The following is an 18,765-nucleotide window of genomic DNA, read 5'->3' as shown; positions in this document are numbered from 1 at the left end:
GGCGAAAGGAAGTCCGCGTTCCGGCGCAAAACCACCGGAACGCGCAACATTAACCGTTGGTCTTATTGCGGGTACTGGAACGGCGGTTGCTGTTATTACCCTGGCGCGGGTTAGCGCTGCTCTGGCTGTGGCGCTTCACCGCCCGGCGGATCTGATTGGCTTTCAACCGGCGACGATCTTTTTCAACGGCGACCTTAGAGCTGGTTTCCGGAGTGAGTTCCACCAGCTCGCGCAGGTAGTTGGTCTGCGCCAGGTCCAGCTCGGTATAGCCGCCGCGCGGCAGGCCTTTCGGCAGCAAAATATCGCCATAGCGCACGCGGATCAGGCGGCTGACCTGCACGCCGACCGCTTCCCACAGGCGACGCACTTCGCGGTTACGCCCTTCGGTCAGGGTGACGTTATACCACTGGTTAATCCCTTCACCGCCGGTGAATTTAATGGTTTTAAACGCCGCCGGACCATCCTCTAGCTGCACGCCGCGAGACAGCTGACGCAGCTTATCTTCATCCACCTGGCCGAAAACGCGAACGGCGTACTCACGCTCGACTTCACGGCTCGGGTGCATCAGACGGTTTGCCAGTTCGCCGTCGGTGGTGAACAGCAGCAGGCCGCAGGTGTTGACGTCCAGACGACCAACGGCAATCCAGCGCGCGCCGCGCAGTTTAGGCAGACGATCGAACACCGTCGGGCGCCCTTCCGGATCGTTACGGGTGCACAGTTCGCCTTCCGGCTTGTAGTAAGCCAGCACGCGGCAGATCTGCTCAGCGGACTCTTTCACCGAGATCAGATGGCCATCGATACGAATTTTTAAACCGGGGACGATTTCCACACGGTCGCCGAGGGTGGCGATTTTGCCATCGACGCTGACGCGGCCAGCTTCGATTTTCGCTTCAATTTCACGGCGGGAGCCGTGGCCGGCGCGGGCCAGCACTTTTTGCAGTTTCTCGCTCATTGAGCTTCCTTAAGGTGTCGCCTTCCCAGGCGTCTGGTATGCTTTATGAAACAATGAGGCCTTTATCAACAACTCATTGTTACGTATATACTTTTTACGTAAAGTCTCGCTGGCATGCGCAAAACATTCACCGCGAGCCCGTAATCGTGGCCGAACATACTACACTAACTTCGTCGGGAAAGCTTCTGTTCGCCACACCGCGCCTTGAGTATGGAACAGATTTTGCGCGGACGCTTAGATTTGCGAGCAGCCTGAACCTATAAAGACCTGGTGGGTCATTGATTATCAATCCGGGAAAGGAAATTTACAGATAACCCGCCTCCAGCGTGGATTTAGCAAGGGGTGGAATGCAGAAGCCATCCTCTGGATTTGATGGATAATTATTTTTTTAACGCCCCCATGACCAGGCGAAATAATTCCGGCGGATTATTGGTCGCGTCTAAAGCGCCATGCTGTTTTGCTTGTTCCTTATGCTGAGCAGCATTGGAGCTCGCATAGATAATGTATGGAATGTCTTTGCCCTTTCTTCTTAGCTCATCCAGGAGAGTATATCCCGCACGATCATCCCCAGGCCTCTTCATATCGGAAATAATCACATCAAACGACTGATTTTTTAGTCTTTCGAGAGCCTCGTCGGTAGATACTACATTAACAAACCTTATGCCCAGAGCTTCCATGGACTGACGTTCAAAGCGATTACCATTGGGTCTGTCATCAACCCATAAGATGACGGCATCACCCGCTCTTCGCAATACTCTCGGCGTTACAGCCTGAGTCACTACGTTGACGTCATCCAGAACGCTTTGCTCTACATTACCCTCGCCTTTAGCAATGGTACCTTTGCTGGCCAATGCAGCGGCAAGATTGGCACTAGACTCAGCCCCTTTATTGAAGGTCTCGACTTCAAAGCCGGGACCTTTAATGGAAAGGCGGCTGAGGTTTTCAAGAAACCGGTTGATTGCAGTTCCAAATCGACATAGAAAAAACAGAACAATAGCGGGCCAAATAACAACATTGATTAACGATATCAGCTCATGAAGCATAACCAGGTTCTCCCATGAGACTTTCAGGAGCCAGACAGGCTCCTGACCTTCGAGCGTTGCTTCAGCCCACTTTTCGTCAGATTACAGAAACGGCCTCACGTCGCCGACGCCTTCGCGCAGCACCACCGGAGCGTCTTCAGTGAGATCGATAACCGTGGTCGGCTGCTGTCCAAGGAAGCCGCCGTGGATAATGAGGTCCACGACTTTCTCCAGACGATCTTTGATCTCTTCCGGGTCGGATTCGGTAAAGTCGCTGCCGGGCAGCATCAGCGAGGTGGAGAGCATCGGTTCGCCTAAGGTCTCAAGCAACGCCTGAGCGATGGGATTGGACGGGACGCGCATACCAATGGTTTTACGCTTCTCCTGCAGCAGCCGGCGCGGCACCTCTTTCGTTCCTTTGAGGATAAAAGTGTAGTTGCCCGGCGTATTGTTTTTCATCAGGCGAAACGCCACGTTGTCCACAAAGGCGTAGGTTGACAGTTCGGACAGGTCGCGGCACATCAGGGTGAAGTTGTGGCCGTCCGGCAGCTGACGGATGCGGCAGATCCGCTCCATCGCGCCCTTGTCTTCAATTTTGCAGCCCAGCGCGTAGCCGGAGTCGGTAGGATAAACGATCACCCCGCCCTTACGCACAATCTCCACCGCCTGGTTAATCAACCGCGCCTGCGGGTTATCCGGATGGATATAAAAAAACTGGCTCATACTTCCCTCTCAATTTTTATTCGGCGGCCGCTTCCCAGCTGTGCCAGACGCCTTCGACGCCGGCAGGGAGCCAGAGCTTACGGCCAAGCTCGATCCACGCGCAGGGCTGATGGAAATCGGATCCCTGCGACGCCAGAAGACCAAACTGCACGGCCAGGGCGGCCAGTTGAGCGCGTTCGTGGGGCGCCTGCTGGCACTGGGCCACTTCCATGGCATCACCGCCCTGCTCGCTAAAGTGGGCCAACAGCCGCTTCAGCCACTTGGCGGAAAGATCGTAACGTCCGGGGTGGGCTATCACCGCCTTGCCGCCAGAATGATGAATGACATCAATTGCTTGTTTTATTGTACACCACTGCGGCGGCACGTAACCGGTTTTCCCACGGGCAAGGTATTTTTTGAAGACCTCCGCCATGTTCTTCGCGTGGCCGGCCTCCACCAGAAAACGGGCAAAATGGCCGCGGGTGACGGCGCCACCGTCCGCCAGCCGCAGCGCCCCTTCCCAGGCGCCGGGGATGCGCGCCTTCTCCAGACGCTCGGCAATCATCTGGCCGCGCTGCTGGCGCCGCGCTTTCTGCTCCTCCAGCAGGGCGGTCATCGCCGGGTGCGCAATATCAATATTGAGACCCACAATATGAATCTCGTGATTCTCCCAGAGGGTGGAAATCTCGACGCCGTTCACCAGGGTCAAGGGTAATCCGGCGCGGGCAATCTCTTCCCGGGCCGCCGGGATAGCCGCCACGCTGTCATGGTCGGTGATCGCCAGCGTGCCAACGCGCATCTCATGGGCGCGATGGACCAGTTCCTGCGGAGTCAGCCGCCCGTCAGAGGCGGTGGTATGGCTGTGCAGATCGTAAATCACTGCGTATTGGCTATCGCTCAAAAGGACTCCTGCTGGACATCAACGTAAATAAGCGCATTATCATACCGACAGGCAGAGAAAATCTGCAAACAAGGGTTGACTTTATTCCATCGAACTAGTTAACTAGTACGCAAGTTCACATGAAGGGGTATCACGATGAAAATGCACTTTATCACTCTGCACAGCTGGTGGCGCACCTCCTGATAACGGGCGGCGTGATCGCGTTTTGCATTCAGCATACAGATACCCGGCCCGCCAATGAGCGGGCTTTTTATTGGACAAAAATAATACGAACAGGCGAGAACAATAATGCAAACATCCAAACCGGCACTCGAGCTTCTCACCAGCGACGCCATCTACCGGGAGAACCCGACGGCGTTATTCCACCAACTGTGCGGCGCCCGTCCGGCCACCCTGCTGCTGGAATCGGCTGACATCGACAGCAAAGATGACTTAAAAAGCCTGCTGCTGGTCGACAGCGCGCTGCGCATCACTGCCCTCGGTGACACTGTCACCATTCAGGCCCTCTCCGCCAACGGCGCCGCGCTGCTGGAGCTGCTGGACGGCGCGCTGCCCTCCGGGATCGCCAATCAGCGCCAGCCCAATGGCCGCATCCTGACCTTCCCGGCGGTCAGCTCCCTGCTCGATGAAGACGCCCGCCTCTGCTCGCTGTCAGTGTTTGACGCCTTCCGTCTCCTGCAGGAGCTGGTGACCGTCCCGGCCAACGAGCGTGAAGCGATGTTCTTCGGCGGCCTATTCGCCTATGACCTGGTGGCCGGCTTTGAAGATCTGCCGCCGCTGCAGAGCGACACCGCCTGCCCGGACTACTGTTTCTATCTGGCGGAGACCCTGCTGGTCATCGACCATCAGACCAAGCATACCCGCATTCAGGCGAGCCTGTTCACGCCGCTGGAGAGTGAAAAACAGCGCCTGGAGCAGCGCCTGAGCCAGCTGCGCCAGCAGCTGAACGAGCCGCCGCTGCCGCTGCCGGTCACCACCGTGGCCGAAATGCGCTGCGACGTTGACCAGAGCGATGAAGAGTACGGCGCGGTGGTGCGCAAAATGCAGCGCGCGATCCGCGCCGGGGAAATCTTCCAGGTGGTCCCTTCCCGCCGCTTCTCGCTGCCCTGCCCGTCGCCGCTGGCCGCCTATGATGTGCTGAAGAAGAGTAACCCCAGCCCGTATATGTTCTTTATGCAGGACAACGATTTCACCCTGTTCGGCGCCTCGCCGGAGAGCTCGCTGAAGTACGATGCCGTCAGCCGTCAGATTGAGATCTACCCCATCGCCGGCACCCGGCCGCGCGGCCGCCGCGCCGACGGTTCGCTGGATCGCGATCTCGACAGCCGTATCGAGCTGGAAATGCGCACCGATCACAAAGAGCTTTCCGAGCACCTGATGCTGGTGGACCTGGCGCGCAACGATCTGGCCCGCATCTGCACCCCGGGCAGCCGCTATGTCGCCGATTTAACCAAGGTTGACCGTTACTCCTTTGTCATGCATCTGGTCTCCCGGGTGGTGGGTGAACTGCGTCAGGATCTTGATGTGCTGCACGCCTACCGCGCCTGCATGAACATGGGCACTCTCAGCGGCGCGCCGAAGGTTCGCGCCATGCAGCTGATTGCCGCCGCCGAAGGTAAACGACGCGGCAGCTACGGCGGCGCGGTGGGCTATTTCACCGCCCACGGCGACCTCGACACCTGCATCGTCATCCGTTCCGCCTACGTGCAGGAGGGTATCGCTACCGTCCAGGCCGGAGCCGGCATTGTGCTCGACTCGGTTCCCCAGTCGGAAGCGGATGAGACCCGAAATAAAGCCCGCGCGGTGCTGCGCGCCATTGCCCAGGCCCATCACGCGAAGGAGATTTTCTGATGGCTGACATTCTGCTGCTCGATAATATCGATTCTTTCACCTATAACCTGGCAGACCAGCTGCGCGCAAACGGCCATAACGTGGTGATTTACCGTAACTCCGTTCCGGCGCAGGCGCTGATTGAGCGTCTGGGCACCATGGACAACCCGGTGCTGATGCTCTCCCCTGGCCCGGGTACGCCAAGCGAAGCCGGCTGCATGCCGGAATTGCTGACCCGCATGCGGGGCAAGCTGCCGATCATCGGCATCTGCCTCGGCCACCAGGCCATTGTCGAAGCCTACGGCGGCTATGTCGGCCAGGCGGGCGAGATCCTCCATGGCAAAGCCTCCAGCATTGAGCACGACGGCCAGGCGATGTTTGCCGGTCTGGCTAATCCGCTGCCGGTGGCGCGCTACCACTCGCTGGTCGGCAGCAATATTCCCGCCGGGCTGACGATTAACGCCAATTTCAACGGTATGGTGATGGCGGTGCGTCACGATGCGGACCGGGTGTGCGGCTTCCAGTTCCACCCGGAATCCATCCTCACCACCCAGGGCGCGCGACTGCTGGAGCAGACTCTGGCCTGGGCGCTGCAGAAGCTGGAGCATACCAATACCCTCCAGCCGATCCTGGAGAAACTGTACCAGGCGGAAACCCTGAGTCAGCAGGAGAGCCACCAGCTGTTCTCCGCCGTGGTGCGCGGCGAAGTGAAGCCTGAACAGCTGGCCGCCGCGCTGGTCAGCATGAAAGTGCGCGGCGAGCAGCCGCAGGAAATTGCCGGCGCCGCCACCGCGCTACTGGAAAACGCCGCGCCGTTCCCGCGTCCGGACTACCTGTTTGCCGACATCGTCGGCACCGGTGGCGACGGCAGCAACAGCATTAATATCTCCACCGCCAGCGCGTTTGTCGCCGCCGCCTGTGGATTGAAAGTGGCGAAGCACGGCAACCGCAGCGTCTCCAGTAAATCAGGCTCTTCCGACCTGCTGGCGGCCTTCGGCATTAATCTCGATATGAACGCCGATAAATCCCGCGCGGCGCTCGATGAGCTGGGCGTCTGCTTCCTGTTCGCGCCCAAGTATCACACCGGTTTCCGCCACGCGATGCCGGTCCGTCAGCAGTTGAAGACCCGTACCCTGTTTAATGTGCTGGGACCGCTGATCAACCCGGCGCATCCGCCGCTGGCGCTGATTGGCGTCTACAGCCCGGAGCTGGTGTTGCCGATTGCGGAAACCCTGCGCGTACTCGGTTATCAGCGCGCGGCCGTGGTGCACAGCGGCGGGATGGATGAAGTCTCGCTGCATGCGCCCACGGTGGTCGCCGAGCTGCATGCCGGAGAAATCAAAAGCTATCAGTTGACCGCCGACGACTTCGGCCTGACGCCTTACCATCAGGCGCAGCTGGCGGGCGGTACGCCGGAAGAAAACCGTGACATTCTGACGCGCTTGCTACAAGGTAAAGGTGAAGCCGCTCACGAAGCCGCCGTCGCCGCCAACGTCGCCATGTTGATGCGTTTACACGGGCATGAAGATCTGAAAGCTAACGCTCAGCAGGTACTGGATGTGCTGCACAGCGGCGCGGCCTATGACAGAGTGACCGCCTTAGCGGCAAGAGGGTAAAGAATGCAGACCGTTTTAGCAAAAATCGTTGCCGACAAAGCGATTTGGGTGGAAGCCCGCAAACAACAACAACCGTTAGCCAGTTTTCAGAATGAGGTCGTCCCGACGCAGCGCAATTTCTATGACGCGCTGGCCGGCACCCGCACCGCGTTTATTCTCGAGTGCAAAAAGGCCTCGCCGTCGAAGGGGTTGATTCGCGAAGATTTCGATCCGGCGGCGATCGCCAGCATCTACAAACACTACGCCTCGGCGATCTCGGTGCTGTGTGATGAGAAATATTTCCAGGGCAGCTTCGATTTTCTGCCGATCGTCAGCAAGGTCGCGCCGCAGCCGATCCTGTGTAAGGACTTCACCATCGACCCTTACCAGATCTACCTGGCGCGCTACTATCAGGCCGACGCCTGCCTGCTGATGCTCTCGGTGCTCGACGATGAACAATATCGTCAGCTCTCCGCGGTGGCTCACAGCCTGAATATGGGCGTGCTGACCGAAGTCAGCAACGAAGAGGAGCTGGAGCGCGCCATCGCTCTGAAGGCGAAGGTGGTGGGCATTAACAACCGCGACCTGCGCGATATGTCGATTGACCTTAACCGCACCCGTCAGTTGGCGGCGCGTCTCGGCCCGGATGTCACGGTGATCAGCGAATCCGGCATCCATACCTATGCCGAAGTGCGTGAGCTGAGCCACTTCGCCAACGGCTTCCTGATCGGCTCCGCCCTGATGGAGCAGGCGGATCTGGAAGCGGCGGTCAAACGCGTGCTGCTCGGCGAGAACAAAGTGTGCGGCCTGACGCGCCCACAGGATGCCCAGGTGGCCTGGGAGTCCGGCGCCATTTACGGCGGCCTGATCTTCGTCCCGACCTCGCCGCGGGCGGTAAATGATGCCCAGGCCAAAGCGGTGATCGCCGCCGCGCCGCTGCAGTACGTCGGCGTCTTCCGCAATGCGCCGCTGGACGAGGTGGTCGCCCGCGCCCAGGCCCTGGGGCTGGCCGCCGTGCAGCTGCACGGTGATGAAGACCAGGCCTATATCGACGCGCTGCGCGACGCCCTCGCGGATAACGTCCGCATCTGGAAGGCGTTGAGCGTTGGCGAAACCTTGCCGGCCCGTACACTCCGCCATGTCGATAAGTATCTGCTCGACAACGGCCAGGGCGGCAGCGGCCAGCGTTTTGACTGGAGCCTGCTGCAGGGCCAGGATCTGCGCAACGTTATGTTGGCCGGCGGCCTCGGCGCCGATAACTGTGTGGAAGCGGCCAAAAGCGGCTGTGCCGGACTCGATTTCAATTCAGGCGTAGAGTCGCAACCCGGGATTAAAGACGCCAGCAAGCTGGCCTCCGTTTTCCAGACGCTGCGCGCATATTAAGGAGCAATAATGAGCACTTTACTGAACCCCTACTTCGGCGAATTCGGCGGCATGTATGTGCCGCAGATCCTGATGCCCGCCCTGCGCCAGCTGGAAGAAGCCTTTGTCAGCGCGCAGAAGGACCCGGCCTTTCAGGCGGAATTCACCGACCTGCTGAAAAACTACGCCGGTCGTCCGACGGCCCTGACCAAATGCCGGAACCTGACCGAAGGGACCCGCACCACCCTGTACCTGAAACGCGAAGATCTGCTGCACGGCGGCGCGCACAAAACCAACCAGGTACTGGGCCAGGCTCTGCTGGCCAAACGGATGGGCAAAACCGAAATTATCGCCGAGACCGGCGCCGGCCAGCACGGCGTCGCCTCAGCGCTGGCCAGCGCCCTGCTCGGCCTGAAATGCCGTATCTACATGGGCGCTAAGGACGTCGAGCGCCAGTCGCCGAACGTCTTCCGTATGCGCCTGATGGGCGCCGAAGTGATCCCGGTGCACAGCGGTTCCGCCACGCTGAAAGATGCCTGTAACGAGGCGCTGCGCGACTGGTCCGGCAGCTACGAGAAGGCGCACTATATGCTGGGCACCGCCGCCGGTCCGCACCCGTTCCCAACCATCGTGCGTGAATTCCAGCGCATGATTGGCGAAGAGACCAAAGCGCAGATCCTCGAAAAAGAGGGACGCCTGCCGGACGCGGTGATCGCCTGCGTCGGCGGCGGGTCAAACGCCATCGGCATGTTCGCTGATTTTATCGAGGAAACCCACGTCGGCCTGATCGGCGTAGAGCCTGCCGGGCACGGTATCGAAAGCGGGGAGCACGGCGCGCCGCTGAAGCATGGTCGCGTTGGGATCTACTTCGGCATGAAGTCGCCGATGATGCAAACCGCCGACGGCCAGATCGAGGAATCTTACTCCATTTCCGCCGGGCTGGACTTCCCGTCCGTTGGGCCGCAGCACGCGTTTCTGAACAGCACCGGGCGCGCCGACTATGTGTCGATCACCGACGACGAAGCGCTGGACGCGTTCAAAGCGCTCTCCCGCCACGAAGGGATCATCCCGGCGCTGGAGTCCTCGCACGCCCTGGCCCACGCGCTGAAGATGATGCGCGAAAACCCGGAAAAAGAGCAGCTGCTGGTGGTTAACCTCTCCGGCCGCGGCGATAAAGACATTTTCACCGTACACGACATCCTGAAAGCGCGAGGGGAAATCTGATGGAACGCTATGAGACGCTGTTTGCCCAACTAAAAAACCGCCAGGAAGGCGCCTTCGTCCCCTTTGTGACCCTTGGCGATCCGGGACCGGAGCAGTCGCTGAAAATTATCGATGCGCTGATCGAAGGCGGCGCCGATGCCCTTGAGCTGGGGATCCCCTTCTCCGACCCGCTGGCGGACGGCCCGACCATCCAGGGCGCGGCCCTGCGCGCCTTCGCCGCGGGGGTGACCCCGGCGCAGTGCTTTGAGATGCTGGCGGCGATCCGCCAGAAGCATCCGACGATCCCAATCGGCCTGCTGATGTACGCCAACCTCGTCTTCAGCCCGGGTATCGATGAGTTCTATGCCCAGTGCGCCCGCGTCGGCGTCGACTCGGTGCTGGTCGCCGACGTGCCGGTGGAAGAGTCCGCCCCGTTCCGCCAGGCGGCGATGCGCCATAACATCGCGCCGATTTTCATCTGCCCGCCCAATGCGGATGACGATTTACTGCGCCAGATTGCCTCATATGGCCGCGGCTACACCTATCTGCTGTCGCGCGCCGGGGTGACGGGTGCGGAAAATCGCGCTGCGCTGCCGCTGCACCATCTGGTGGAGAAGCTGGCGGAATATCACGCCGCGCCGCCGCTGCAGGGCTTTGGCATCTCCGCGCCGGAGCAGGTGAGCGCCGCCATTGACGCCGGCGCCGCCGGGGCGATCTCCGGTTCCGCCATCGTCAAAATCATCGAACGCCATCTTGATGAGCCGCAGGCCATGCTCGACGAGCTGAAAGCCTTCGTCCAGAGCCTGAAGGCGGCGACCAAAACCGCCTGACCGTCAGCCGCCTGGCCTTGCGCCGGGCGGCGATTTCCTCGCGTTAGCTCCCCTTCCACGTCATCTTGCACGCCTGCACATCAGACTGAACGATGATCGACACCTTGACGCCAGGCGATGCGCTTTAACGTGGAAATTGATGGCGGGCGGATACCGAAGATTTGCACCATGTTGAAAGTAAAAATATCGCTCTCCCTGGTACAGGAGAGCGATAGGTCAGGCAATCAATATTACCCGAATATCATTGACGTTGGTTAACGTTGGGCCGGTCATTACCAGGTCATCGAGCGCATGAAAATAGCTATAGCTATCGTGTGCATCAAGATAACTAGCCGCATTTAGACCACCCATTTTGCCGCGTGTTAGCGTGTCCGGGAATACCAGCGCACCTGCTGCATCTTCCGTTCCGTCGATACCATCACTGTCGCCAGCGATTGCCCATATACCGCTTTCTCCCTGCAACGCACAGGCCAGACTGAGCGCAAATTCAGTATTACGCCCCCCTTTCCCGTGCTGACCCTGACTTACCGTCACGGTGGTTTCGCCCCCCGACAATAGCACTGCCGGACCGGAAACCGGATGACCATATTGCTTCACGGATTTAGCAATCCCGGCCATAACAATGGCCACTTCACGACTTTCGCCTTCTAACGCATCGCCGAGAATAAGCGGCGTCAGTCCGTGTCTGCACGCAGCCAGCGCGGCAGCCTGCAAAGCCAGCTGCGGCGTGGCAATGAGTTTTACTTCGCTGTTCACTGCGCTTTCAACCGGGCCTGCCGGCTGGCTTAGCAGTTTATGAACAGGTTCCGGGGTCTGAATACCGTAGCGCTGAAGTACCCGAAGCGCATCAAGCGGCGTGCTGTCATCGGCGACAGTAGGACCTGATGCCACATCTGCCGGGTTATCCCCCGGCACATCGCTGATAATCAGTGACACAATACGGGCCGGTTGCGCCATTCTTGCCAGCTTGCCGCCTTTCACCGCGGAGAGATGACGACGTACCAGATTCATCTCTTTGATATTGGCACCGCTGTGCAGTAGCGCGCGGGTAATGGCCTGCTTATCTTTCAATATTAATCCTGGTGCGGGCAGCGCCATCAACGCCGAACCGCCACCGGAAATGAGCGCCAGCACCAGGTCATCAGAGGTCAATCCGCGCAGCGCTTCCACAATCAGCATTGCGGCAACTTCGCTCATCGAATCCGATACCGGATGAGCAGCCTCGATAATCCGGATGCGACCAGCAGGCACCGCGTAACCGTAACGCGTCACCACCACGCCAGACACATCCACATCCGGCCAGGCTGCATCCACAGCCGCTGCCATTGCCGCCGAGGCTTTACCGGCACCGATTACCACGCAGCGGCCACGCGGTTTTTCCGGCAGGTTAGACAGGATCGCAGGCCCGGCTCGGGCGCTGTCGACAGCATGCTGAAAAATATCCTGCAGGATCTCTGCAGGCTGTTCATTTATCATGGTTATACGGTCTCGGCGATATTTGCTCTGGCTTCAATAAATTCCACTACAGCGCGGGTGACGTCCGCGGTACTGGCCGTTCCACCGACATCTGGCGTCAGAATGCCTTTCTCACAAACATATTCGATACTTTCCATAATCATCGCCGCGGCGTTACGCTCTCCCAGATGTTCAAGCATCTGTACCGCAGTCCAGAAGGTTGCTATCGGGTTAGCAATGCCTTTGCCGGTGATATCAAAAGCTGAACCATGGATAGGTTCGAACATGGAAGGGAAGCGGCGTTCCGGATCAATATTGGCGGTCGGCGCTACGCCCAGACTGCCCGCCAGCGCGCCGGCCAGATCGGAAAGGATATCGGCATGCAAATTGGTGGCAACGATGGTATCCAGGGTCTGGGGATGCAGCGTCATGCGGTGCGTCATCGCATCGACCAGCATCTTGTCCCACTGCACATCCGGGAATTCCTGCGCCACCTCGGCGGCAATCTCATCCCACATCACCATTCCGTGGCGCTGGGCGTTGGATTTAGTCACCACGGTCAGCAGTTTACGTGGACGAGACTGCGCCAGTCTGAAGGCATAGCGCATAATGCGAGTAACCCCGACGCGGGTGAAGATGGCCACCTCGGTGCCGACTTCTTCCGGTAAGCCACGGTGTGCACGGCCGCCGTTACCGGAATACTCACCTTCGGAGTTTTCGCGCACAATCACCCAGTCAAGATCGCCGGGCCCGCGGTTGCGCAGCGGTGAGGTGACACCCGGCAGGATTTTGGTTGGACGCACGTTGGCGTACTGGTCAAACCCCTGGCAAATTGGCAGGCGCAGACCCCAGAGTGTGATGTGGTCAGGGACATCCGGTGCGCCCACCGCGCCGAAGTAAATGGCATCAAATTTTTTTAGTGTGTTCAGCCCTTCTTCCGGCATCATCACGCCATGTTTTTTGTAATAGTCCGACCCCCAGTCAAAGGTCTCCACATCAAACTTCAGCTGCGGATCGTGGCGTGTCAGTGCATGCAGCACTTCAACACCTGCCGAGATGACTTCAGGACCAATACCGTCGGCAGGTATGGCGGCAATTTTATAGTTACGCATAGTAAATTCTCCGGTTAATGAGTATGAGGATGAGTGAGTTCTGCCGTTTGCGGTTTACCCGCCCTGGCAGAAAGGATCAGGACAATGAGGGCCGAAATAGCCAGCAGTCCGGCGACAAAGTACAGGCCCCAGGTGTAGCTACCGGTCTGCTCGCGGATCACGCCAATCATCATCGGGCCGACAAAGCCGCCCAGATTGCCGATGGAGTTAATCGTGGCAATACCCGCGGCCGCAGCCGGGCCGCTGAGGAACACGGTAGGCATACTCCAAAGGGGCGGTTTCGAGGCGCTGATGCCTGCGGTGACCAGGGTTAAGGCAACAATCACGGTAAACAGTGTGCTGACGTTACCGGCGTAAATCAGACCGGCTGCTGCCAGCAGGCAGGCACCAATCACATGCCAGCTGCGCTCTCTGGTGCGGTCAGAATGCCGCGCCCACAGGATCATGGCGATGACGCCGATGACCGCCGGGAAGGCGTTGAGGAAGCCAATCTCCAGTGAGGTAGCACCGAAGCTGCGGATGATTTGCGGGGACCAGATGCCAAGTGTGTACAAGCCGGCAGAAGTACCGAAATAGACCAGCGCCAGAGCCAGTACCCGCTTATCCGCCAGTCCTTTCCATGCGCTGCTGTGGTTCTGTTTTGCCGCCCGGGCCAGCTCCTCGGCCTGCATGGTGTTTTCCAGCCATGCACGCTCTTCGTCAGTCAGCCATTTGGCTTTGGCCGGACGATCGGTAAGAAAGAACAGAACCACAACGCCGAGTATCAGCGCTGGCAAGGCTTCCAGCACAAACATCCACTGCCAGCCGGCATAGCCGAGAAAGCCATGCATCTCCAGCAGGGCGGCAGAAACAGGCGATCCCAATGCTGTAGAGAGCGGGGCTGCGGCCATAAAGATGGCGGTAACCTGCGCGCGTCTGGCTGCCGGGAACCAATAACTGAGATAAAGGATAATTCCCGGGAAGAAACCGGCTTCCGCTACGCCGAGTAGAAAACGCAGAATGTAGAAGCTCGTCGTACCCTGCACAAAAGCCATGCAGCCAGAGACCAGGCCCCAGGTGATCATGACGCGGGCGATCCAGATGCGGGCCCCTACTTTATGGAGAATTAAGTTTGACGGCACCTCAAACAGAAAGTACCCCAGGAAGAAGATGCCGGCGCCCAGCCCAAAAACGGTGGGTGAAAAACCCAGATCCTGATTCATGGTCAGGGCGGCAAAGCCAATGTTGACACGGTCGAGGAAGGCAATGAAGTACAGCAGCATGATGAAAGGAATAATGCGCAGGGTAATCTTGCGCATCACCTTCTTTTCGAGGTCGTTTTTCATGACGGATGCTCCATAGTGATGTAGGGTTGTTATCGTTTTGTAATAAACCCAGTATGAAGTTTTGAACCGCTTTATCATCGGCATGGCTTTATATAAATAATTTGCATAATCAGGTTTTGGTGAAAAAATGGATATAAATCAGCTACGTTGCTTTGTGGTATTGGGTGATGAGCTTCACTTCGGCCGTGCTGCCCGTAAACTTGAAATGATGCCTGCGTCACTGAGTCGCTTCATAAAACTGCTGGAAGATGATTTGGGAATAAGACTACTGAATCGATCGACCCGCAATGTGTCGCTAACGCCTGAAGGTGCCGCCTTTTTAAATGAGGCCAAAACGGTCATTGCTGATTTCGATGCGCTACGGCAGCGATTCCGTAAAAATAGCCTGTTGCAGAAAAGGACGTTGCGGATCGGAGCTATCGATAGCGCAGCCAAAGGATTACTTCCTGAACTGCTTAATCTTTTCGTCAGGCGTTTTCCGGAGGCAGACATTCATCTTACGGAAGATAAATCTCACAAACTTATCCCCCGACTCATTTCAGGATGGCTGGATGTGGTCTTTGTACGTCCGCCGGAACATATTGATGCCACGCTGACAACACGTTTTATCGCCAATGAAACCTGCGTGCTCGCCGTGCCCGCTAACCACCGCCTGGTCAGTTATGACGAAGTCAGTATCGATGACTTCCGACACGAGCCGGTTATCGTGCCGGAAAGAGGCACCCGGCGTCACAGCCATGACCTGACAATGAATATTTTCAAGGAGGGTGGCAGCATGCCTGTCATCGCGCAGTATGCCGAAGAGAAGCAGACTATCCTGAGTTTTGTTGCCGCTGGACTGGGCATTGCTCTGGTGCCTGCGTCATATAAAGATATGAATGCGGACGGCGTGAAATACCTTAAGCTCGCGCCCAAAAAACATATCGAAGGCCTTCCCCTCAGCGCGATGTGGCATCAGGGAAATAACACTGTCTATGTGCGATCTCTACTGGAGATACTTTCCGACAACATCGACGAGCTGACCCGTGATTTGTGACGGAAAAAGATGATTGTTGCGCCGGGGCGGCAACACGCGAGAATTTAGTTCGGTTGCTTACAGGCGAGCCCCTGGGCTTCCAGTTTCTTCACCGGGCGCCTGACGGTGGTGTAATCGCGCCCTAAATGATCCGCCAGCTCCCCCCCACCGGGCCATGGCGCCCTACCGCCACCAGCAGCGGAAACAGCATCTGTTCCAGCTGGACGCCGGCCGCCTGGAGGATCGGCTCATCGCGCACCGGCTGGTTCATCACGCTGATGATATCCAGCAGCGCACGGTCTTTACCCTTGGATAAAAATCGCTTCCGCACAAAAGATGGGGTTGATATCTTAAATGAGAAATATTATCTTTCTCATTACTGAATAGTTGAGTAAATAACTCAGGTATTCAGTACGACATTGCTCACATTGCTTCCAGTATTTTTGCCCGCACTTGTGCGGGCTTTTTTTTACTCACAACACACCTCACGCACCAGCTGTCGCAGCCAGCGGTCAAGCCGCAGGGGCTGCTGGGCGTGATGTCCTCCGGCCAGGGCAGTCTGACGAACAATCTCGGCGGCCAGCGGGAGCTCTACCGCGGAAGTAAAGCCGCGCTGAATATGTTCATGCGCAGCTTCGCCGCTCGCCCCACTTCGGCCTCCCACCCGCTGGTAGTGATGGCTCCGGGATGGATCCGCACCGAGTTCGGCGGGGCCGACATCCCCCTGACTATCGAAGAGACCATCCCACGCCTGGTGAACGTCCTGCTCGACAAGCAGCGGCGCCCGGGACTGGAGTATCTGGATTACCAGGGCCGCACGGTGCCCTGGTAAGCCCGCCGGGACGCCTGCCTCCGGACGTCCTCCGGCGCCCGCCCGGCGTCATTGATCCCAGGTCTCCACGTCAGGTACCACTTTGTCCCGCCGCCTTTGCCGAGCTAACCCGCTTTTTTGTTCAAAATTTATGAAATTTGTAAACGGGGGTGAAGAAATCAGTTTAAACGTCAACCTTTCTGTGTAAATATTAAGGCGAATGATAACTATTCTTTTTATCATTTATAGAGTCACGCCGGGTCAGCGCAAGCCAGACGACGAATAACGTCGCTTTTGCGCGGCGTGATATGTGCGAATAACTAAAAATAAGCCTGCATTTATCATGGAAAAAAACGCTTCTCTGCCGTTTGGCAGTTTCAACTCATTGGCATTGTTTACGGGTCTGTGTCTGGGGGCCGCGCCGGCAACCGGCATGGCAGCGGAAAAATCAGTCAAAAATAATGAAGAGACGCTGGTGGTGGAAGCCGCCCCGCCTTCGCTTTATTCTCCCGGGGCCTCCGCCGATCCCAAGTTTAATAAACCGCTGGTGGATACCACTCGCACCATCACCGTGATCCCCGAACAGGTCATTAAAGATCAGGGCGTCACCAACCTGACTGACGCCCTCAAAAACGTCCCTGGCGTTGGGGCGTTTTACGCCGGGGAGAATGGCAGCTCAACCACCGGGGACGCCATCTTTATGCGCGGTGTGGACACCTCCAACAGTATTTATGTGGACGGCATTCGCGATATCGGCAGCGTGACGCGGGATACCTTCAATACCCAGCAGGTGGAAGTCATCAAAGGGCCCGCCGGCACAGACTATGGCCGCAGCGCCCCCTCCGGCTCGATCAATATGATCAGCAAGCAGCCGCGCCTTGACTCCGGGATCGACGGTTCGGCCAGCATCGGCAGCGCCTGGTCGCGCCGGGGTACCCTTGATCTTAACCAGGCCTTCGGCGACAACGCCGCGTTTCGCCTCAACCTGATGGGCGAAAAAACCCACGACGCCGGCCGGGATAAGATTGAGAACGAGCGCTACGGCATCGCTCCGTCGCTGGCCTTTGGCCTCGATACGCCCACCCGTCTGTATCTGAACTATCTCCACGTCCGGCAGAACAACACCCCGGATGGCGGGATCCCCACCGTCGGCCTGCCGGGCTATTCGGCGCCTTCGCCGAAGTATGCCGCGCTCAATTCCGCCGGTAAGGTCAATACCAGCAATTTCTATGGCACCGACTCCGATTACGATAAATCCACCACCGACAGCGGCACCCTGCGCTTCGAACACGATCTGACGGACAATACCACCGTGCGCAATACCACCCGCTGGTCGCGGGTGAAGCAGGAGTATCTTCTGACTGCGGTGATGGGCGGCGCGAGCAATATCACCGCCCCCGACATCAATGACGTCAACACCTGGAGCTGGTCACGGCTGGTTAATACCAAAGATGTCAGCAACCGCATTCTGACCAACCAGACCAATATCACCTCGACCTTCAATACCGGCTCGATAGGCCATGACGTCAGCGCCGGCGTGGAGTTTACCCGGGAAAACCAGACCAACTATGGCGTCAACGCCCTCACCGCCCCGGCGGTGAATCTCTATCATCCGGTGAGCAGCCTGTCGTTTGGCGGGCTGGACAGAAACGGGGCGAACGCCAACGGCCAGACCGATACCTTCGGCATTTATGCCTTCGATACGCTGGCGCTGACCGATCGGGTTGAGGTCAACGGCGGGCTGCGTCTCGACAGTTACCATACCAAATATGACAGCGCCACCGCCTGCGGCGGCAGCGGACGCGGGGCTGTCGCCTGCCCGCCAGCACAGTCGACCGGCAGCCCGGTCACCACAGTCGATACCGCCAAATCCGGTAACCTGGTTAACTGGAAGGCCGGGGCGCTGTATCGCTTAACCGAGCAGGGCAATATCTACGTCAACTATGCCATCTCGCAGCAACCGCCGGGGGGCAGCAGCTTCGCGCTGGCCGCCAGCGGCAGCGGCAACAGCGCCAACCGGACCGACTTTAAACCGCAGAAGGCGAAATCCAGCGAACTGGGCACCAAGTGGCAGATCCTCGACAAACGCCTGCTGCTCAGCGCGGCGTTATTCCGTACCGATATTGAAAACGAAGTGGCCGCTAACGATGACGGAACCTGGTCGCAATACGGCAAAAAACGCGTGGAGGGGTATGAGCTCTCCGCGACCGGGAACCTGACCCCGGACTGGACGATCATCGCCGGCTACACCCAGCAGCATGCCAAGGTGACAGAGGGGCAGAATGTGGCGCAGGATGGCTCTTCCGCGCTGGCCTACACCCCGAAACATGCCTTTACGCTGTGGACGCAGTATCAGGCCACCAGCGATTTGTCCGTCGGCGGCGGCGTGCGCTATGTCGGAAGCCTGCGCCGGGGCAGCGATGGCGCGGTCGGTACCCCGGATCACACCGAGGGCTACTGGGTCGCCGACGCCAAACTGGGCTATCGGGTCAACAGCAACCTCGATCTGCAGCTCAATATGTACAACCTGTTTGATACCGATTACGTGGCTTCCATCAACAAGAGCGGCTATCGCTATCATCCGGGCGAACCCCGTACCTTTATGCTGACGGCGAACGTCCATTTCTGAGTCTGTATGTGGGGCCATCGC

At 58.4% G+C, this 18,765-nt stretch carries 14 protein-coding genes, 2 pseudogenes and 1 other annotated feature; of the genes and pseudogenes, 8 read left to right on the top strand and 8 right to left on the bottom strand.

What is annotated here, in order from left to right:
- Window positions 1–49: 49 nt before the first annotated feature.
- From rluB to rnm, 4 genes are all read right to left on the bottom strand, one after another.
- Window positions 50–952, bottom strand: a complete 903-nt coding sequence (gene rluB / locus K5R89_RS08320) for a 23S rRNA pseudouridine(2605) synthase RluB (protein WP_023289330.1) — start codon at window positions 950–952, stop codon at window positions 50–52.
- 380 nt (window positions 953–1,332) lie between these two features.
- Window positions 1,333–1,995, bottom strand: a complete 663-nt coding sequence (locus tag K5R89_RS08315; protein ID WP_023289329.1) for a response regulator — start codon at window positions 1,993–1,995, stop codon at window positions 1,333–1,335.
- Between the two features lie 81 nt (window positions 1,996–2,076).
- Window positions 2,077–2,697: an L-threonylcarbamoyladenylate synthase gene (locus K5R89_RS08310; protein WP_023289328.1), complete on the bottom strand. Its 621-nt coding sequence runs from the start codon at window positions 2,695–2,697 to the stop codon at window positions 2,077–2,079.
- 16 nt (window positions 2,698–2,713) lie between these two features.
- Complete coding sequence (gene rnm / locus K5R89_RS08305) at window positions 2,714–3,577, bottom strand: RNase AM (RefSeq protein WP_023289327.1); 864 nt, start codon at window positions 3,575–3,577, stop codon at window positions 2,714–2,716.
- Window positions 3,578–3,736: 159 nt separating this feature from the next.
- Window positions 3,737–3,832, top strand: a sequence feature (Trp leader region).
- Window positions 3,833–3,865: 33 nt separating this feature from the next.
- Between rnm and K5R89_RS08300 the strand changes: the two genes are divergently transcribed.
- Genes K5R89_RS08300 through trpA form a run of 5 tightly spaced genes read left to right on the top strand, consistent with a single transcriptional unit; the run spans window position 3,866 to window position 10,397 of the window.
- Entirely contained in the window at window positions 3,866–5,428 is a 1,563-nt protein-coding gene (locus tag K5R89_RS08300) for an anthranilate synthase component 1 (protein WP_023289326.1), read from the top strand.
- Window positions 5,428–7,023, top strand: coding sequence for a bifunctional anthranilate synthase glutamate amidotransferase component TrpG/anthranilate phosphoribosyltransferase TrpD (gene trpD, locus K5R89_RS08295; protein ID WP_023289325.1), 1,596 nt, complete (start codon window positions 5,428–5,430; stop codon window positions 7,021–7,023). Before K5R89_RS08300 ends, trpD begins: the two co-directional genes overlap by 1 nt.
- A 3-nt stretch (window positions 7,024–7,026) precedes the next feature.
- Window positions 7,027–8,385 (top strand): bifunctional indole-3-glycerol-phosphate synthase TrpC/phosphoribosylanthranilate isomerase TrpF, encoded by a 1,359-nt coding sequence (gene trpCF, locus K5R89_RS08290; protein ID WP_023289324.1) that lies wholly within the window; start codon window positions 7,027–7,029, stop codon window positions 8,383–8,385.
- Between the two features lie 9 nt (window positions 8,386–8,394).
- Window positions 8,395–9,588 (top strand): tryptophan synthase subunit beta, encoded by a 1,194-nt coding sequence (trpB, locus tag K5R89_RS08285; RefSeq protein ID WP_032452535.1) that lies wholly within the window; start codon window positions 8,395–8,397, stop codon window positions 9,586–9,588.
- Complete coding sequence (gene trpA / locus K5R89_RS08280; RefSeq protein WP_023289322.1) at window positions 9,588–10,397, top strand: tryptophan synthase subunit alpha; 810 nt, start codon at window positions 9,588–9,590, stop codon at window positions 10,395–10,397. The genes trpB and trpA overlap by 1 nt, the downstream gene beginning before the upstream one ends.
- A gap of 216 nt (window positions 10,398–10,613) precedes the next feature.
- Here the strand turns inward: trpA and K5R89_RS08275 are convergent, their stop codons facing one another.
- Genes K5R89_RS08275 through K5R89_RS08265 form a run of 3 tightly spaced genes read right to left on the bottom strand, consistent with a single transcriptional unit; the run spans window position 10,614 to window position 14,289 of the window.
- Window positions 10,614–11,873 (bottom strand): glycerate kinase, encoded by a 1,260-nt coding sequence (locus K5R89_RS08275; RefSeq protein ID WP_217259111.1) that lies wholly within the window; start codon window positions 11,871–11,873, stop codon window positions 10,614–10,616.
- 2 nt (window positions 11,874–11,875) lie between these two features.
- Window positions 11,876–12,964 carry a tartrate dehydrogenase gene (locus K5R89_RS08270; protein ID WP_004203857.1) on the bottom strand — a complete coding sequence of 363 codons (1,089 nt, stop codon included), beginning with the start codon at window positions 12,962–12,964 and terminating at the stop codon, window positions 11,876–11,878.
- A 14-nt stretch (window positions 12,965–12,978) separates the two neighbouring features.
- The gene (locus K5R89_RS08265; protein ID WP_217259110.1) at window positions 12,979–14,289 is read right to left on the bottom strand and encodes an MFS transporter; all 1,311 of its coding nucleotides are present in this window, start codon (window positions 14,287–14,289) and stop codon (window positions 12,979–12,981) included.
- Between the two features lie 127 nt (window positions 14,290–14,416).
- On the opposite strand from K5R89_RS08265, the gene K5R89_RS08260 reads away from it, so the two are divergent.
- Window positions 14,417–15,325: a LysR family transcriptional regulator gene (locus tag K5R89_RS08260; protein WP_217259109.1), complete on the top strand. Its 909-nt coding sequence runs from the start codon at window positions 14,417–14,419 to the stop codon at window positions 15,323–15,325.
- A gap of 47 nt (window positions 15,326–15,372) precedes the next feature.
- Here the strand turns inward: K5R89_RS08260 and K5R89_RS08255 are convergent.
- Window positions 15,373–15,635, bottom strand: a pseudogene (locus tag K5R89_RS08255) (MarR family transcriptional regulator); the annotation flags it as partial.
- Window positions 15,636–15,797: 162 nt separating this feature from the next.
- On the opposite strand from K5R89_RS08255, the pseudogene K5R89_RS08250 reads away from it, so the two are divergent.
- Window positions 15,798–16,136 (top strand): annotated as a pseudogene (locus K5R89_RS08250) (short-chain dehydrogenase); the annotation flags it as partial.
- Window positions 16,137–16,458: 322 nt separating this feature from the next.
- On the top strand, window positions 16,459–18,744 hold the full coding sequence (locus K5R89_RS08245) for a catecholate siderophore receptor Fiu (RefSeq protein WP_217259108.1): 2,286 nt from the start codon (window positions 16,459–16,461) through the stop codon (window positions 18,742–18,744).
- Window positions 18,745–18,765 lie beyond the last annotated feature (21 nt).

Source organism: Klebsiella sp. TF21-TM, assembly GCF_019753495.1.
In the GTDB taxonomy this organism is placed as follows: domain Bacteria; phylum Pseudomonadota; class Gammaproteobacteria; order Enterobacterales; family Enterobacteriaceae; genus Klebsiella; species Klebsiella quasipneumoniae.
This window is presented reverse-complemented; position numbering and strand designations above follow the sequence as displayed.

Bases quoted from the DNA above. Each gene is read 5' to 3' on its own strand.
- trpD (WP_023289325.1), top strand. From the start codon at position 5,428: ATGGCTGACATTCTGCTGCTCGATAATATCGATTCTTTCACCTATAAC.
- K5R89_RS08265 (WP_217259110.1), bottom strand. From the start codon at position 14,289: ATGAAAAACGACCTCGAAAAGAAGGTGATGCGCAAGATTACCCTGCGC.
- trpB (WP_032452535.1), top strand. From the start codon at position 8,395: ATGAGCACTTTACTGAACCCCTACTTCGGCGAATTCGGCGGCATGTAT.
- K5R89_RS08260 (WP_217259109.1), top strand. From the start codon at position 14,417: ATGGATATAAATCAGCTACGTTGCTTTGTGGTATTGGGTGATGAGCTT.
- trpA (WP_023289322.1), top strand. From the start codon at position 9,588: ATGGAACGCTATGAGACGCTGTTTGCCCAACTAAAAAACCGCCAGGAA.
- K5R89_RS08310 (WP_023289328.1), bottom strand. From the start codon at position 2,697: ATGAGCCAGTTTTTTTATATCCATCCGGATAACCCGCAGGCGCGGTTG.
- K5R89_RS08270 (WP_004203857.1), bottom strand. From the start codon at position 12,964: ATGCGTAACTATAAAATTGCCGCCATACCTGCCGACGGTATTGGTCCT.
- K5R89_RS08275 (WP_217259111.1), bottom strand. From the start codon at position 11,873: ATGATAAATGAACAGCCTGCAGAGATCCTGCAGGATATTTTTCAGCAT.
- K5R89_RS08245 (WP_217259108.1), top strand. From the start codon at position 16,459: ATGGAAAAAAACGCTTCTCTGCCGTTTGGCAGTTTCAACTCATTGGCA.
- trpCF (WP_023289324.1), top strand. From the start codon at position 7,027: ATGCAGACCGTTTTAGCAAAAATCGTTGCCGACAAAGCGATTTGGGTG.
- K5R89_RS08300 (WP_023289326.1), top strand. From the start codon at position 3,866: ATGCAAACATCCAAACCGGCACTCGAGCTTCTCACCAGCGACGCCATC.
- rluB (WP_023289330.1), bottom strand. From the start codon at position 952: ATGAGCGAGAAACTGCAAAAAGTGCTGGCCCGCGCCGGCCACGGCTCC.
- K5R89_RS08315 (WP_023289329.1), bottom strand. From the start codon at position 1,995: ATGCTTCATGAGCTGATATCGTTAATCAATGTTGTTATTTGGCCCGCT.